15 protein-coding genes and 1 tRNA gene are annotated in these 15162 nt (G+C 64.1%); 7 read left to right on the top strand and 9 right to left on the bottom strand.

What is annotated here, in order from left to right; all coding sequences use genetic code 11:
• Positions 1–29 precede the first annotated feature (29 nt).
• The 4 genes from TQ29_RS00005 to TQ29_RS00020 form a co-directional block, all read right to left on the bottom strand.
• A tRNA-Thr gene (locus tag TQ29_RS00005) sits at positions 30–105 on the bottom strand.
• A 44-nt stretch (positions 106–149) separates the two neighbouring features.
• Positions 150–1643, bottom strand: a complete 1494-nt coding sequence (locus TQ29_RS00010; protein WP_054537516.1) for a heme biosynthesis protein HemY — start codon at positions 1641–1643, stop codon at positions 150–152.
• Between the two features lie 11 nt (positions 1644–1654).
• The gene (locus TQ29_RS00015) at positions 1655–2896 is read right to left on the bottom strand and encodes a COG4223 family protein (protein ID WP_054537517.1); all 1242 of its coding nucleotides are present in this window, start codon (positions 2894–2896) and stop codon (positions 1655–1657) included.
• A gap of 86 nt (positions 2897–2982) precedes the next feature.
• Entirely contained in the window at positions 2983–3711 is a 729-nt protein-coding gene (locus tag TQ29_RS00020) for a uroporphyrinogen-III synthase (RefSeq protein ID WP_162231799.1), read from the bottom strand.
• Between the two features lie 87 nt (positions 3712–3798).
• On the opposite strand from TQ29_RS00020, the gene tsaD reads away from it, so the two are divergent.
• From tsaD to TQ29_RS00040, 4 genes are read left to right on the top strand one after another with little or no spacing between them, the layout of a single operon-like run.
• Entirely contained in the window at positions 3799–4896 is a 1098-nt protein-coding gene (gene tsaD / locus TQ29_RS00025; RefSeq protein WP_054537519.1) for a tRNA (adenosine(37)-N6)-threonylcarbamoyltransferase complex transferase subunit TsaD, read from the top strand.
• The gene (locus tag TQ29_RS00030) at positions 4893–5861 is read left to right on the top strand and encodes an NAD(P)H-dependent glycerol-3-phosphate dehydrogenase (protein WP_054537520.1); all 969 of its coding nucleotides are present in this window, start codon (positions 4893–4895) and stop codon (positions 5859–5861) included. Before tsaD ends, TQ29_RS00030 begins: the two co-directional genes overlap by 4 nt.
• Positions 5862–6137 (top strand): YciI family protein, encoded by a 276-nt coding sequence (locus TQ29_RS00035; protein WP_054537521.1) that lies wholly within the window; start codon positions 5862–5864, stop codon positions 6135–6137.
• Complete coding sequence (locus tag TQ29_RS00040) at positions 6137–6556, top strand: EVE domain-containing protein (RefSeq protein ID WP_054537522.1); 420 nt, start codon at positions 6137–6139, stop codon at positions 6554–6556. The genes TQ29_RS00035 and TQ29_RS00040 overlap by 1 nt, the downstream gene beginning before the upstream one ends.
• A 268-nt stretch (positions 6557–6824) precedes the next feature.
• On the opposite strand, the gene TQ29_RS00045 is transcribed toward TQ29_RS00040, so the two are convergent.
• Together TQ29_RS00045 and ahcY are read right to left on the bottom strand one after the other, a co-directional pair.
• On the bottom strand, positions 6825–7166 hold the full coding sequence (locus tag TQ29_RS00045) for a DUF2853 family protein (RefSeq protein ID WP_037203828.1): 342 nt from the start codon (positions 7164–7166) through the stop codon (positions 6825–6827).
• Positions 7167–7317: 151 nt separating this feature from the next.
• On the bottom strand, positions 7318–8712 hold the full coding sequence (gene ahcY / locus TQ29_RS00050; protein ID WP_054537523.1) for an adenosylhomocysteinase: 1395 nt from the start codon (positions 8710–8712) through the stop codon (positions 7318–7320).
• Positions 8713–8920: 208 nt separating this feature from the next.
• On the opposite strand from ahcY, the gene TQ29_RS00055 reads away from it, so the two are divergent.
• Positions 8921–9529, top strand: a complete 609-nt coding sequence (locus tag TQ29_RS00055) for an HD domain-containing protein (protein ID WP_054537524.1) — start codon at positions 8921–8923, stop codon at positions 9527–9529.
• 3 nt (positions 9530–9532) lie between these two features.
• Here TQ29_RS00055 and TQ29_RS00060 read toward each other — a convergent pair whose 3' ends face one another.
• The 3 genes from TQ29_RS00060 to TQ29_RS00070 all read right to left on the bottom strand — a co-directional run bounded on the left by TQ29_RS00060 (position 9533) and on the right by TQ29_RS00070 (position 11983).
• Positions 9533–10690, bottom strand: coding sequence for a glycosyltransferase 61 family protein (locus TQ29_RS00060; RefSeq protein WP_054537525.1), 1158 nt, complete (start codon positions 10688–10690; stop codon positions 9533–9535).
• 28 nt (positions 10691–10718) lie between these two features.
• Positions 10719–11273 (bottom strand): ActR/PrrA/RegA family redox response regulator transcription factor, encoded by a 555-nt coding sequence (locus tag TQ29_RS00065; RefSeq protein ID WP_037203825.1) that lies wholly within the window; start codon positions 11271–11273, stop codon positions 10719–10721.
• An 80-nt stretch (positions 11274–11353) separates the two neighbouring features.
• Positions 11354–11983 carry an SCO family protein gene (locus TQ29_RS00070; RefSeq protein WP_054537526.1) on the bottom strand — a complete coding sequence of 210 codons (630 nt, stop codon included), beginning with the start codon at positions 11981–11983 and terminating at the stop codon, positions 11354–11356.
• A gap of 95 nt (positions 11984–12078) precedes the next feature.
• Here TQ29_RS00070 and regB point away from each other — a divergent pair, with 95 nt between their 5' ends.
• Together regB and TQ29_RS00080 are read left to right on the top strand one after the other, a co-directional pair.
• Complete coding sequence (gene regB, locus TQ29_RS00075; protein ID WP_054537527.1) at positions 12079–13479, top strand: sensor histidine kinase RegB; 1401 nt, start codon at positions 12079–12081, stop codon at positions 13477–13479.
• Between the two features lie 83 nt (positions 13480–13562).
• On the top strand, positions 13563–15137 hold the full coding sequence (locus TQ29_RS00080; protein ID WP_054537528.1) for a PAS-domain containing protein: 1575 nt from the start codon (positions 13563–13565) through the stop codon (positions 15135–15137).
• Positions 15138–15162: the final 25 nt, after the last annotated feature.

Here is a 15162-nt window from a genome sequence, read left to right on the forward strand (position 1 = left end):
GAGGGTCCGGGATGCCCGCTTGATTTTAATGGTGCCGCTGAAGGGACTCGAACCCCCGACCCCATCATTACGAATGACGTGCTCTACCATCTGAGCTACAGCGGCGTGGTGGCGCGCTCTTTAGCACCCTCCGTCTGGGCTGTGTAGCCCTAATTTACGGCTTTTTCCTGTTCTTCCGGCGCAAGCACCTCGGCCTCGGAAACACTCTCTTCCGCGCCGCCCTCCTCAACAGACTCGGCCGGTTCGATATCTTCAGGCGTGTCTTCGATCGCACCCACGATCAGCGGGAGCATCTCGGTGGAATGCGGCATCGTCAGCTCGCCCGTCGGCGCGATTTTCCACGATAGCGTGTCGAAGCTGCCGCACTGGCCGCAGATCGGCGCCCAGGCCGCGTGAACGGTGCCGCAATTGTCGCAGATCCACTGCGGCCCGCGCGAGGCGGTCAGGGCGCGCGTCAGCCAGCCCCGCACGACGCTGTCATCGGCGCCCTGGCCACGCTCGATCGCCGCCATCAGCGTGAGCGCGCGGGCGGTCGGATCGGTTTCGGCAAGATTGCCCAGCGCCTTGCGCGCCTCGGGAAAGTCCTCGGCCGCGATATGAAGCTCGGCCAGCAACATCCGGGTTTCGGGGTGATCCGGCGCAAGGCTGGTCAGCGCCCGGAACCGCTTGACCCGCTCGGCCGGGGATTCATCGGGCTTGATCTCGGCAAAGGCGGTTGCAAGCTCGGGGTGCGGCTGTGCCTCCCACGCCTTTTTCAGAACGCGGGCGGCGTAGCGGGGCTTGCCCTGTTCGATATAGGTTCGCGCGGCCATCGCGGCGGCGGGGATCAGATCGGGCGACAGGCGGTTCGCCTCGACCGCGGCTTCGCGGGCTTCGATCGTCTTGCCCTCGGCCAGCACATCGCGCGCTCCGGACAGGGCCAGAACCGCATCGCGCCGCTTGTGAACATCGCGGGGCAGCGCGCCATGCTTCAGCTTGGCGTTCAGCGTCTTGCGCGCACCCACCCAATCGGCATGTTCGGCCTGAAGCCGCAGAAGCGTATCCTGCGTTTCCACATGGCCCGGTTTCAGGGCAAAGGCCTTTTCGGCCAGCTTCAGCGCGGTGTCAGTGTCACCTTCGGCCAGCTTCTGCTTCATGATCCCGCGAATGCCGACAAAGCGCGTGCGGTCATCCGACAGAAGCTGCTTGTAAACCTCCTGCGCCTTCTTGCGGTCGCCGGCCAGTTCCGCGGCCTGGGCGGTCAGAAGGTTGGTCAGCTCGGGCCGGTGCAGCAGACGCTCCGCGCGGGCGGCCTTGGTCATCGCCTCGCGCCCATCGCCCGAGGCCAGCGCCATCATGCTGTCGGCCAGCGCCTTGAACCCGCGCCGTTCCCGGTTGCGGTTGAAATAGCGCGACAGGGCGGTTTCGTCTCCCATCACAAACCGCAACAGCGCCACGAGAAAACCGGCAAGCTTGAGCACGGCCCAGATCAGAACGAGCAGCAATAGCGCCACGATCACGGCCTGAAGCGGGCCGAGCGTGAATTCCCATCCGGCAAAGGCGATGCGCAGCCCGGTGTCGATTTCCATCAGGAAACCGGCCCCCAGGGTCAGCCCCGCGACAAGGACAACGAAGAGCAGGATCTTGAGCAGGGACCAAAGCATTCGTTACGTCCTCAGTTCAGGTTCATTGTGGCCGCGAGGGCCTTTGCCGCGGCAACCGCCTCGATCCGGGTTTTGGCATCCGCCACCCAGCCCGCCATCTCGGCCTGCCCTTCGTCGGGCAGCGCGGCGATCTCGGCCAGCGCATCTTGCAGCCGGCCCTCGGCAACCGCCGCTTCGGCACGCGACAGGATGGCATCGGGATCGTTGCCTTCGCGCGGGGTCAGCGAACGTGCCCCGACCTGCGCGCGCAGGAAAGCGCTCAGCCGGTCGCCGGGGTTGTCACCCGCCTCGACCCGCAACGAGGCGTCGAGCGCGGCGCGGGCCGGTTCGGCAAACTGTTCTTTCAGCGCGGCGATCGTCGGCACGCCGTCTGCGGCGGCCGAAAGCGCGGCGGGCACATCCCGCCCGGACAGCACGTCGAGCGCCGGGGCAAACCCGCCGCCGGTTTCGAGAGATGCCAGAATGCGCATCATCGCGCCCCGCTCTTCCAGCTCATGCGCGCGCTGCGCGGCGGCGTCGATCTCGGCGCTGGCGCTTTCGGCGGCGGCGGTGATCCCAGCCGCAAGCTCGGCGTTCTGCGCGCGCTGCGCCACAAGCTCGCTGCGCATCGCGTCAAGCTCCCGCTCATAGGCGGCGACGGCGCCAGAGATATCCCCGGTTTCGGCCACCGGGCGCTTTTCGAGCGTGGTCAGGCGGGTTTCGAAACCGGCCAGTTCGTCACGAACTCCTCCGAATTCGGTCTTCAGCGCCTCAATCTGATCGGTCAGCGAAGTTTCCAGACCGGCGATCCGGTCCGAAAGCTCGGCCCCCCGATCGCGGCTTTCGGCGGCGGCCACCGCATCGCTCAGGCGCGAGACCTCGGCCGACAGCGCCGTCAGCCTTTCCTGCTGGCCAGCAAGCGTTTCCGCCATTCCGGTGTCGGCGCGATTGTTCAGAAACGGCAGATCCAGCGGCCCGGCAAACTGCGCGGCGCCGAACCCGATCACGGCGGCCAGCACCCCGCCCAGCAAGGTGCCCCAGAACCCGACGCGTCCGCGCCTGGCAGGCGGCGGCGCCATCGGAGCAACCGGTTCTTCGGTCGGTTCAGGCTCTTCCGAAGCGGGGGGAAGACCTTCTTCCTCTGCCATTTCGGCGATCGAGGCTTCGTCGGTTTCGCTGATGCCGGGGGTCGTCTCGGTGGTTTCCGCCGGGCTCTCCTCCGGTTCTATCGAGGATGTGCCCTCTTCGTCAGGAAGCGAATCGGACTCGCTCATCTTCGATGACTCTTCTGGTCGTGCCACGGAACCCCACCCTTTCTATCGCCAAACCCAATACCAACGCCCGGCTGCGCCAGGGCAGCTTAGCTTGGGTGGTCGCCTCCCTCAAGGCGCTGCACTGCGTCAATAAGCATCTTCAGCGCATCAAGCATCGCATCGCTGTCGGGGCGGTGCGCCGTACACTCCAGCGCGGGCTCCGGCCCGGCCCAGGCCGCGCGTACCGCCGGGCTCAGCGCCGCGAGGGCAAGCGGGGCGGTTGCGCTCTGCGCCGCTTCGGCAACAAGCGCGGCGCTGCGTGGCGAGAACAGCGGCAAAAGCACCGTCGCGCGGCCCGACAGAACGCCCCGTGCCTGCAGGCTCAATCCCTGCGCAACCTGATCATAGATCACCTGCGCCCGGCACAGCTGGCCGCCCGCCGTCAGACGCTGCGCGACAGCACCGCGCGTATGCACCCCGTGCAGATGAAGCAGAACCCCGCCCGGCGGCGCCGCCAGCAGACCGGCCACGAGATCATCGGCATTCTGCGTCACGAGAGCCACCTCAAGCCCCGCCCCGCGCGCCACAGCGGCCGTCGCCGCGCCCACGCAATAGGCGGAGAGCCGCCTGTCATCCGTCAGGTTGGAAAACACCTCCACCCCGTTGGCGGAGGTGAATATCAACCCCGAAATCCCATCGAGCACCGGCGGGTCGCCCGCAGGCGCGACCTCGAGCACCGGGGAAATGACGATCGGCACCTCTTCGCCGAATCGCACCCGAAAGGATCTGGCGAACCCCACGGCCTGCCGGCGCGGGCGCGTTACGAGAAGGATCATCTGCTGTGTCATCGCGCTGCACGCCGGGATTGTCTGGAACCTTCCCCGGTGTTACCTGCCGGGGATGACCCAAGCAACGGCAGACATATGGCTGACCCCCTGACGATACTCGGGCTGGAAAGCAGCTGCGATGATACGGCGGCCGCCGTTGTGCGCCATGTCCCCGGGCGGGCGCCGGAAATCCTGTCTTCCGTCGTGGCCGGGCAGACGGCGCTGCACGCGGCCTATGGCGGTGTCGTGCCCGAGATCGCGGCCCGCGCCCATGCCGAAAAGCTCGATATTTGCGTGGAAGAGGCACTTTCCAAGGCGGGTCTGGGCCTTTCCGGGCTTGAGGCCGTGGCCGTCACCGCCGGGCCGGGGCTGATCGGCGGGGTTCTGTCAGGCGTCATGTGTGCCAAGGGTATCGCGGCGGCCTCCGGCTTGCCGCTGATCGGGGTGAATCACCTGGCCGGGCATGCGTTGACACCGCGGCTGACCGATCAGCTTCGCTTTCCCTATCTGATCTTGCTGGTGTCCGGCGGGCATTGTCAGTTTCTGCGCGTGAACGGGCCCGACGATTTCACCCGCCTGGGCGGCACGATCGACGATGCACCCGGCGAGGCCTTTGACAAGACCGCGCGGCTGTTGGGCTTGCCGCAGCCCGGCGGGCCATCGGTCGAGGCGCAGGCCGCCAAGGGTGATGAAACCCGTTTCGCCCTGCCGCGCCCCCTGCTCGACAGGCAGGGCTGCGACATGTCCTTTTCGGGGCTCAAGACAGCGGTGCTGCGCGCCCGCGATGCGCTTGTGGCCGACAAGGGCGGGCTCACGGTGCAAGACCGGGCAGATCTTTGCGCGGGCTTTCAGGCGGCCGTCCGCGATGTGCTGGCCGAGAAATCACGGCGGGCCCTGGCCGAATACATGGCCGGCGCACCTGCGGAACCGGCCTTTGCCGTCGCTGGCGGCGTTGCCGCGAACAAGGCCATTCGGGCCGGGTTAGAGACGGTTTCCGACGCTCTTGGTGTGCGTTTCACCGCACCTCCCTTGCCGCTTTGCACCGACAATGCCGCGATGATCGCCTGGGCGGGGATCGAGCTTTTCCGGCTGGGCCGACGCGATGACATGACGCTTGCCGCGCGGCCGCGCTGGCCGCTGGACCGCAACAGCCCGGCATTGCTGGGATCGGGCAAGAAAGGCGCGAAGGCATGAGCAGGATCGGCATCGCGGGGGCGGGTGCGTTCGGCACGGCGCTGGCCATAGCGCTGGGGCTTGCCGGGCGCAACGTCACGCTTTGGGCCCGCGATCGGGCGCATGTGGCGGAGATGCAGGCCCGGCGCGAAAACCGCGCGCGCCTGCCGGGCTGCGCCCTGCCCGACGTCGTGACCGTGACAGGCCAAGCCGCTGACCTGAGCGGGGTGGATGCGGTTTTGCTGGCGGTTCCCATGCAAACCCTTTCGGATTTTCTGGCCACGCATCGCGGTGCTCTCGACGGCGCCCCGCTTGTCGCCTGTTCAAAGGGTGTTGATCTTGTCACCATGCGCGGGCCGACCGCGATCATCGCAGATATCTGCCCCGCCTCTATCCCCGCCGTCCTGACCGGGCCGAGCTTTGCCGCCGATATCGCGCGCGGCCTGCCCACCGCGCTGACGCTGGCCTGCGCGGATGCCGAGGCCGGAAAACGGCTTCAACAGCTTCTGTCCGCCCCCAACCTGCGGCTTTACCGAAGCGCCGACACGATCGGGGCGGAACTGGGCGGCGCGCTGAAGAACGTGGTCGCGATTGCCTGCGGTATCGTCATCGGCGCGGGGCTGGGCGATAGCGCGCGCGCCGCGCTGATGACCCGCGGCTTTGCCGAGATGCAGCGCCTTGCCCTCGCGTTTGGCGCCGAGACAGAGACGCTTTCCGGCCTGTCGGGGCTGGGCGACATGGTGCTGACCTGCACATCGGCGCAATCGCGCAACTTCCGGTTCGGCCTTTCACTGGGCCGCACGGAGGAGTTCGACCGCACGATCACCGTCGAGGGGGCCGCCACGGCAAAGGCCGTGGCCATGCTCGCCCGTGAACGCGGGATCGACATGCCGATCACGACTATGGTAGCTGCTGTTATTGATGAAAAATGCACAATTGCCGAGGCTACAGAGGCGCTTCTGGCCCGGCCGCTGAAGGAGGAATGAATGCCGCTGTTCGCTGTGATCTGCAAAGACAAACCCGGCCATCTGGAAACGCGCAAGGCCAACCGCGATGCGCATCTTTCCTACCTCAAGGAGACCGGCGTGGTCACCCAGGCCGGCCCGTTTCTGGACGAGGCCGGCGATATGTGCGGATCGCTTCTGATCCTCGAGGTTGGCGCGCTGTCGGATGCGCAGGCCTGGGCAGAGGGCGATCCCTATGCGCAGGCGGGGTTGTTTGAAAGCGTGGCAATCCAGCACTGGAACCGGGTGATCGGCTGATGGCCTTCTGGTTGTTCAAATCCGAGCCGAACACCTGGAGCTGGGACGATCAGGTGGCGAAAGGCGACGCGGGCGAGGAATGGGACGGTGTGCGCAACTATCAGGCCCGCAACAACATGCGCGCCATGCAGGTTGGCGAGCGCGGGTTTTTCTATCACTCGCTGAAGGAAAAGGCGATTGTCGGCATTGTCGAGGTCATCGCCCCGGCCCATCCCGACAGCACAACCGACGATGAGCGCTGGGAATGCGTGGATATCAAGGCGGTCAGACCCCTGCCCCGGCCGGTAACGCTGGAGATGTGCAAGGCGGACGCGCGGTTGAAAGACATGGTACTGGTCAACAATTCGCGGCTGTCGGTACAGCCGGTATCCGACGCCGAATGGGATATCGTCTGCGCAGTTGGCGGGCTGCCCTCCTGACGGGTTTGTGAAATGGAGGGCCCCGGATACCGGGACCCTCCTCCACCCCACGCGCTCCCACAGCACCGCACGTGTTCAGAAATAAGGTCTCGGCCATCCTGGCCTTTGTCTTGTCTCAGCATGGCGCGCGGAAGCTTTCCATTCGGTGAACACCGGGCGTGCTGGGCCGAAATGACCTTTAAAATTCTAGGAAAACCGCACCACATCGCGACGGGCCACAAAAAAACGCCCGCTGTTCCGGCGGGCGTTTTGATCATCTCAAAGGCAATCAGCCGTAGATCGACTCTTTGCCGAAATGTTTGGTCAGCATGTAATAAACAACCGCGCGGTATTTGTTCCGCTCGGATTTGCCATAGGTCTCGATCACCGAATTGATCGCATCCATCAATTCGGGCCCATCGCTCAGGCCCAGCTTCTTGATCAGGAAGTTTTCCTTGACCGTTTCCAGCTCTGCGGCCTGCGAACCCGCCACGGTGGACGCATCGGCGTTGTAGATCGCCGGGCCGCAGCCAATCGTGACCTTCGTCAGAAGCGCCATATCCGGCTCGATCCCGCATTTGCCGCGCAGATCATCCGCATATTGCGCGATCAGATCGTCTCGCTTACCCATTTTTGTCTCCCGTCCTTTTTTGCTCTGCTTGCCGCTCAGGGCATGCACCCTGACGTGTGCGGGGGATCGTAATGACGAATTCCGCGTGAACAAAGGGATTTTTGGCACGGTCTTCCCCCTGAAACGCAGGGGAAAGCCACATGGGCGCCTGTCAGTAGCGGTAATGCTCGGGCTTGAAGGGGCCTTCCTGGGCAACACCGATGTAGTCGGCCTGATCCGGCAGAAGCTCTGTCAGCTTCACGCCGATCTTCTTGAGATGCAGCCGCGCGACCTTTTCGTCCAGATGCTTGGGCAGCACATAGACCTCGTTGGCATAGTTTTCACCCTTCGCCCAAAGTTCGATCTGGGCCAGAACCTGGTTGGTGAAACTGGCCGACATCACGAAAGACGGGTGGCCGGTGGCATTGCCGAGGTTCAGCAGACGGCCTTCGGACAGCAGGATGATCCGCGCGCCCGAGGGCATCTCGATCATATCCACCTGATCCTTGATATTCGTCCACTTGTGGTTTTTCAGAGCCGCAACCTGAATCTCATTGTCGAAATGGCCGATGTTGCCGACGATCGCCATGTCTTTCATCGCGCGCATATGCTCGATGCGGATCACGTCCTTGTTGCCGGTGGTGGTGATGAAGATGTCAGCATCGCCCACCACATCTTCCAGTGTCGTCACCTCGAACCCGTCCATCGCCGCCTGAAGCGCGCAGATCGGATCGATCTCGGTCACTTTCACGCGGGCACCGGCGCCGCGCAGCGAGGCGGCAGAGCCTTTGCCGACGTCGCCATAGCCGCAGACAACGGCAACCTTGCCGGCCATCATCGTGTCAGTGGCGCGGCGGATGCCGTCGACCAGCGATTCCTTGCAGCCGTATTTGTTGTCGAACTTCGACTTGGTGACGCTGTCGTTCACGTTGATCGCGGGGAAGGGCAGGTGGCCCTTTTCCATCATCTTGTACAGGCGATGCACGCCGGTGGTGGTTTCCTCGGACACGCCTTTGATCATGTGGCGCTGTTTCACGAACCAGCCGGGGCTTTCGGCCATCCGCTTGCGGATCTGTGCGAACAGCGCCTCTTCCTCTTCGCTGGTAGGCACGGCGATCAGATCTTCCTCGCCTTCCTCGACGCGGGCGCCCATCAGGATATAGAGCGTGGCGTCGCCGCCATCATCCAGGATCATGTTGCAGCCGCCGTCCTCGAACTGGAAGATGCGGTCGGCATAGTCCCAGTATTCTTCCAGCGTCTCGCCCTTGACGGCAAAGACCGGCGTGCCCGTCGCGGCAATGGCCGCCGCGGCGTGATCCTGGGTGGAAAAGATGTTGCACGAGGCCCAGCGCACATCGGCGCCCAGCGCCACCAGCGTTTCGATCAGCACCGCGGTCTGGATGGTCATGTGCAGCGATCCGGCGATGCGCGCGCCCTTGAGCGGCTGCGCTTCGCCATATTCTTCGCGCAGGGCCATCAGGCCCGGCATTTCCGTCTCGGCGATGTCCAGCTCCTTGCGGCCGAAATCAGCTAGGGAAATGTCTTTTACAATATAGTCGCTTGCCATCTGAGCGGCTCCGTACGGTTTACGATGATTGATCGGCACATAGCACCGGGGTCTGCTCTGGGCAACTCACGCGGTTCAAAATCGGCTGGCCGTGTCGCCCTGCGGCACAGTGGCCGGATTTTGTTGCGAATGTATGTCATGGGCCGGCGGATTTACACGCCGGCCCCGATTGGGTAGGCAGCAGCCATTCCAACACCGGAGACCCGACATGCCCAAGGAAGCCCGCGCCTGGCAACGAATGCTTTCGGGCCGGCGGCTTGACCTTCTTGATCCCACGCCCGTGGATATCGAGATCGAGGATATCGCCCATGGCCTTGCCTTCGTGGCCCGCTGGAACGGGCAGACCAAGGGCGATTTCGCCTATTCCGTCGCCGAGCATTCCCTTCTGGTCGAGGCGCTTTTCGCCAGAATAGTGCCGGAGGCGCCGGTGAAATGGCGGCTGGCGGCGCTGCTGCATGACGCACCTGAATATGTGATCGGCGACATGATCTCGCCGGTGAAGGCGGCGGTCGGGCCGAATTACGGCCTGTTGGACGAAAGGCTGGCGGCGGCGGTTCACATCCGCTTTGGCCTGCCGGCCATCGTGCCGGTCCGTGTCAAGAAGCAGATCAAGAAGGCCGACAGGATTTCCGCCTGGCTGGAGGCAACGCAGATCGCCGGGTTCACCACGGCCGAGGCCGACAGGTTCTTCGGGAAACCGAAGCCCGAGTTGATTGACGGGCTGGGCATCACGCTGCGCCCGCCGGTTGAGGTGCGCGCGGCCTATACCGCGCGGCACAACGACCTGCTGGCACAGCTCGGAAATTCCGAAAAATAGACCCTATTGCGCGGCTTCGGCCTGTATTTCGGGGGCGCCGGGTTTGGTGCCAAGGCCTTCGGCTGCGATATAGGCGCGCCGGCCCACAAGGCCTTTTTCCGCGAAGATCGCGTTGCGCTGATCCTCGGCCAGGGGCGACCAGTGGCCCTGATGCGTGATGAACCCGTGGCGAACCAGTTTGCGTTGCAATCGGGGCAGGTGCAGCTCGCCAAAGGACAGGCGGCTGGAGCGCTGCTTGGTCTTGGGCACCCATTCGCGGTGCAGCGTGTTCAGCACCAGCGGCGCGCGCCCGCAGAAATGGGTCAGATGGGTGATCAGGTTGTCGGCCACGTTGGACGACCGGCGCAAGACCACCGCGACCTGCTGCTCAGGGCCCCCGACCATTGCAAAGAGATGCAGCGCCGAGCCATCCGCCGCTATCACCTGCCGCGCCGCCTTGTAGCGGGCGATCTGGGTTTTCATGTCGTGCTTTTGCGGATGAAAAATCTCGTACCCCTGCGCGGCAAGCTGCTCTTCCACGAAGGTTTCGCCCAGAAGGCCGCCCTTGCGAAGGCCGAGCGCCGAACGCGAGATATAGAGTTTTTCCGGCCCGTCGGCCGGAACTGACGCCCCGAACCGTTCGTGAAAGGCCGCGCGGAACGCTTCGGTGCCCTGCGATATCGCGCCAAGGCCGAACCCCTGGCCGGGCACCAGAAGCTCTTCCACCTCGCCGGGCGTGTCCATCACGTGAATCGGCAGGTCACATCCCAGAAGATCCAGAAAACCGCGATGAAAGCCTTTGACCTCATCCCCCAGGCGTGGGCGCTTGGGGATGTAGAGAACACCGTCCAGCTTGCCCCCGACATGATCCAGCGCCCAGAGCCGCGCGGTGCTTTCGGCAAGGAAATGCCCGAAATGCGCCCAGAGCATCCCGCCCCACAGCCAACGCCCCTGCAGCCGGGTCAGCGGCTGTTGCGGCGCCGCAGGCGCAAGGGTGATCGGGCGCTTGCCGCGCCAAAGCGCGCCGTGGCCGCAATATTGCCCATCGGGATAAAGTACACCGGCCGGCTGACGCATCGCAGAGATTTCGGGCGGAACGACCACCGCGCCTTGCAGCGTCTCGATCTCTGTCGACCAGCCGCCTGTCGGGTCTGGCGCGGTTCCGGTGTCGCTGCGTGCCAATGCCTGTTCCCTCGCTGACCGGGGGCCCTTATCGCGGGCTTCTCTTGGCCAGAATACGCTGAAGGGTGCGGCGGTGCATGTTCAATCTGCGCGCGGTTTCCGAAACGTTGCGGTCGCACAACTCATACACCCGCTGGATATGCTCCCAGCGCACACGGTCGGCCGACATCGGATTTTCCGGCGGCGGCGGCAGGGCATCGGACGGGGCAAGAAGCGCGGCGGTGATGTCATGGGCATCGGCGGGTTTCGAAAGATAGTCGGTCGCGCCCATCTTCACCGCGGCCACAGCGGTGGCGATGGCGCCATATCCGGTCAGCACCACGATCCGGGCATCGGGGCGTTTCTCTCTCAGCGCCTCGACAACATCGAGGCCGTTGCCATCTTCCAGACGCAGGTCGACAACCGCATAGGCCGGCGGGCGGGCCATCGCGATGGCCTTGCCCTCGGCCACGGATTCGGCCGTTTCAGGCTCGAACCCGCGCTTTTCCATCGCGCGTGCAAGGCGGCGCAGAAACGGTTCGTCGTCATCCACCAGCAGAAGCGACCTGTCTTCGCCGATATCCTGCAAATCGCGCTCTGCCATTCCCCAACCTCCGGTTCACCCGTGTATTCAATGGAATACTTCTAGGGTGTTACAGATGGGGGGTCAATTTAGCGGTTCAATCACTTTCCGGCCGCATCAACGAAACAGGCGACACGATCGGCCATTTCTTCGGGCGTATCCTCGCGCCGGAAGAATTCCACGAAGCCTTCGCCGGGCAGAACCAGATAGGTAAAGGTGGAATGGTCGACCAGATAGTAATCCGGATCGTCAGAGTCCTGCTTCTTGAAATAGGTGCGATAGGCGATCGAGGCGGCCTTGACCTGTTCGGGCGTGCCGGTCAGCCCGATCATCTTGGGATGCATGTAATCGGTGAATTCGGCCATCACCTCGGGTGTGTCCCTTTCGGGGTCGATCGAGATGAAGATCGGCGTCACGTCATAGCCGCGTTCGTCCAGCAGCGTCACGGCCTCGGCGTTGCGGGCATTGTCGAGAGGGCATACATCGGGGCAGAACGTATAGCCGAAATAAAGCAGAGACGGTTTGGTGATCACATCCTTGTCCGTCACGGTTTCGCCGGTTTCGCTGATCAGGGTGAACGGGCCGCCGATCGCATCGCTGCCGCCGGCAACCTTCGCCCCCCGGCATTGCGCGAATTTGTCCTGCGGGCCGGGGGCAAAGGCGAAATAGGCGGCAATGCCCAGAAGGACGGCAACCACGATGGCGGCGATTGCGGCATAGGTGCGCGTCATGATCTCTCTCCCTTGCGATCGGTCTGGGCACATTGATCCTGCGGATTGCCGGGATATACAAGGGAACAGCTTGCCACAGGGGAACGGGCAGCCGCATGGCGGGACAGACCAGCATCGAGATTCCGGGGATCTGGGCGCGCAGCCAGTGGGTGCGGCTGCGCACACTGATCTGGCTGCGCTGGATCGCGATCGTCGGTCAGATCGTGGCGATCACGGTGGCCCAGCAATGGTTCGGCCTTCAAATGCCCGTGGGCCTGTGCTTTCTGGCGGTTGGCGTCGCGATTATCGCCAACCTGCTGGCCATTTTCATCTTCCCCGAAAACAAGCGCCTGTCGGAAACCGAGGCGATGCGGATGCTGCTGTTCGATCTCGCGCAGCTTTCCTTCCTTCTGTTCCTGACCGGCGGCCTGCATAATCCGTTCTCACTGCTGGTGCTCACGCCGGTCACCATCTCGGCAACGGCGCTCCGGCCGAAATCGACCCTTGTTCTGGGCGTTTCCGCCATTGCTTTCGTCACTATTCTGGCGGTTTTCCACCTTCCGCTGCTGAATACCGCCGGTCAGGTCCAGCAATTGCCCGCGATCTTTCTGTTCGGTTTCTGGGCCGCAATCCTGATCGGGGTTTCGTTTCTGGCGCTCTATGCGGGGCGCGTGACGTCGGAAATCAATTCGATGTCAGAGGCGCTTCTGGCCACGCAGATGGCGCTGGCGCGGGAGCAGAAGCTGACCGATCTGGGCGGCGTGGTCGCCGCTGCCGCGCATGAACTGGGCACGCCGCTTGCCACGATCAAGCTGGTCAGCTCCGAACTGATGGAAGAGCTGGAGGATATGCCCGAACTGCGCGACGACGCCGCGCTTATCCGTGAGCAGGCCGACAGGTGCCGGGATATCCTGCGTTCGATGGGCCGGGCCGGAAAGGACGATCTGCACATGCGCATCGCGCCTCTGGCGAATGTCGTCAGCGAGGCCGCCGAGCCACATCAGGACCGTGGCAAGATCATTCATTTCGAGATTTTCCCCGAAGAGGGCAGCGACCCGCGCGAACCCAGCATAGAGCGGCGCCCCGAGATCATCCACGGGCTGCGCAACCTGATCCAGAACGCCGTGGATTTCGCCCATCGCAACGTCTGGATCGAGGCGCAATGGTCCGACACCCAGATCGGCGTGCGGATCATGGACGACGGCGCGGGATATTCGCCGCAGGTTCTGGGCCGCATCGGCGATCCGTTCGTGCGCCGCCGCAACAATGATGCGGATCAGCGCGACAGGCCGGGGTACGAAGGGATGGGGCTTGGCCTTTTCATCGCGAAAACGCTGCTGGAACGGTCGGGCGCCGAGCTGAGCTTTGCCAATGGCTTTGACCCGTTTCAGGAAAACACCGAACGGCCCGAACGCTGCGGTGCCGTGGTCGAGGTGGTCTGGCCGCGCGACGCGATCTCGCCCGACGGCGACCGGGCAAAAGCGGCGCTGGGTGAAAACCAGCGGTTCGAGGCCTGAGCCCTCCTGCGATCTTAACCTCCGATTAACCATTCTCGCCAACTACTTACGGCAAGGGTTCTGGATAATCGCGGTAGACAAATATGTGGTCTGAGATCAGCTATGGCGTCTTGTTGATAGCAACATCGTTTCTGACGGCGCTCGCCGCGCTTTATGTGGTGGCACTCCGACAGGGCGCTTCGCGGCGAGAGGCGCGCGTCATCGCGGATATGGCGGCGGAGGATACCGTGTTTCTGTTTGACGGGCGGCATCTGGTCGATGCCACGCCGAAAGCACGCGGATTGCTGGCGCTGGGGCCACAGGGCGTCAGCGACTGGAACCGCCTTTCGGCCCTGCTGACGCCCCGGTTTCCCGGATTTTCCGCAGAAATGGAGCGGTTGGCTGAGACCGGCATCGCGCTACTGGAAGGCGCAAACGGCAAAGAGGCGGTCCGGGCCTGGTGGCTCGGGGGCATCGCGCGCATCGCCGTGCTGGATGCTCCGCCCGGCCCGGACAACGCGATCACCGATCATCAGACGCTGAGCGCGCTGAATTCCGAACTGGCCATATTGCGCAAAGTGGCCGCGCATATGCCTGCCCTGACCTGGCAGCAAGACGCCGAGGGCAAGGTGACGTGGGCCAATCGCGCCTATCTGAAACTCGTGGGAGAATCGCGCCCCGACGAGGATGATCTGACATGGCCGCTGCCGCGCCTGTTCGATACGATGCGGCCAACCGGAATGTCCGATGATCTGGCACCCCGGCGAATCTCGATCACGGTTCCCGGGGGGGAGGTCCAGTGGTTCGACTGTATCGCGATCCGGCAGAACGATTCGGCGATGTTTTTCGCGCTTCCCGCCGATGCCACGGTTTATGCCGAATTGTCGTTGCGGAACTTCGTTCAGACGCTGAGCAAGACATTCGCCGATCTGCCAACCGGTCTCGCGATTTTCAACCGGTCGCGCCATCTGGTGATGTTCAACCCGGCGCTGATCGACCTGTGCATGCTCGATCCGGCCTTTCTTGCGGCGCGCCCGACGCTGTTTTCCTTTCTCGATCAACTGCGCGAAAAGCAGATGATCCCGGAGCCGAAGAACTACAAATCCTGGCGCCAGAAGATGACGACGCTCGAAGAGCAAGCCGCAAACGGGGTTTTCGAGGAAAACTGGACCCTGCCGACCGGCCAGACCTACCGCGTCACCGGGCGCCCGCATCCCGACGGGGCTGTCGCGTTCCTGTTCGAGGATATCAGCTCCGAAATCTCGCTGACCCGCAGGTTCCGCGCCGAGCTGGAGATGAGCCAGGCCGTGATCGACAGCATGGACGAAGCGATCGCCGTGTTTTCGCCCGCCGGGATTCTGGCCATCTCCAACGATGCCTATACGGATCTGTGGCACAGCAATCCTTCGGAAACGCTGGGCGAAATCGGCATACACGATGCGGCCCGGCTCTGGCGCGAAGGCGCAGCGCCCAGCGGGTTCTGGGATCAGGCGCAGGCCTTTGTCGGCAACCCCGACGAGCGCGAGGAACTGCGCGCGGCGGTGACGATGGCCGATGGCCGCGCGGTGACCTGCCGCCTGACCACCATCGCCGGCGGCGCCACGCTTGTGGGGTTCAGCGTCGCCGCCCTTTTGCCCGGCGAGGCCCGTAAGCCGGCGCAGCACGGCGTGGCGGGCTGAACCCCCCTTGCGGGTCCGCCACGGG

The sequence above is a fragment of the Actibacterium sp. EMB200-NS6 genome, assembly GCF_001305615.1.
Classification (GTDB): domain Bacteria; phylum Pseudomonadota; class Alphaproteobacteria; order Rhodobacterales; family Rhodobacteraceae; genus Actibacterium_A; species Actibacterium_A naphthalenivorans.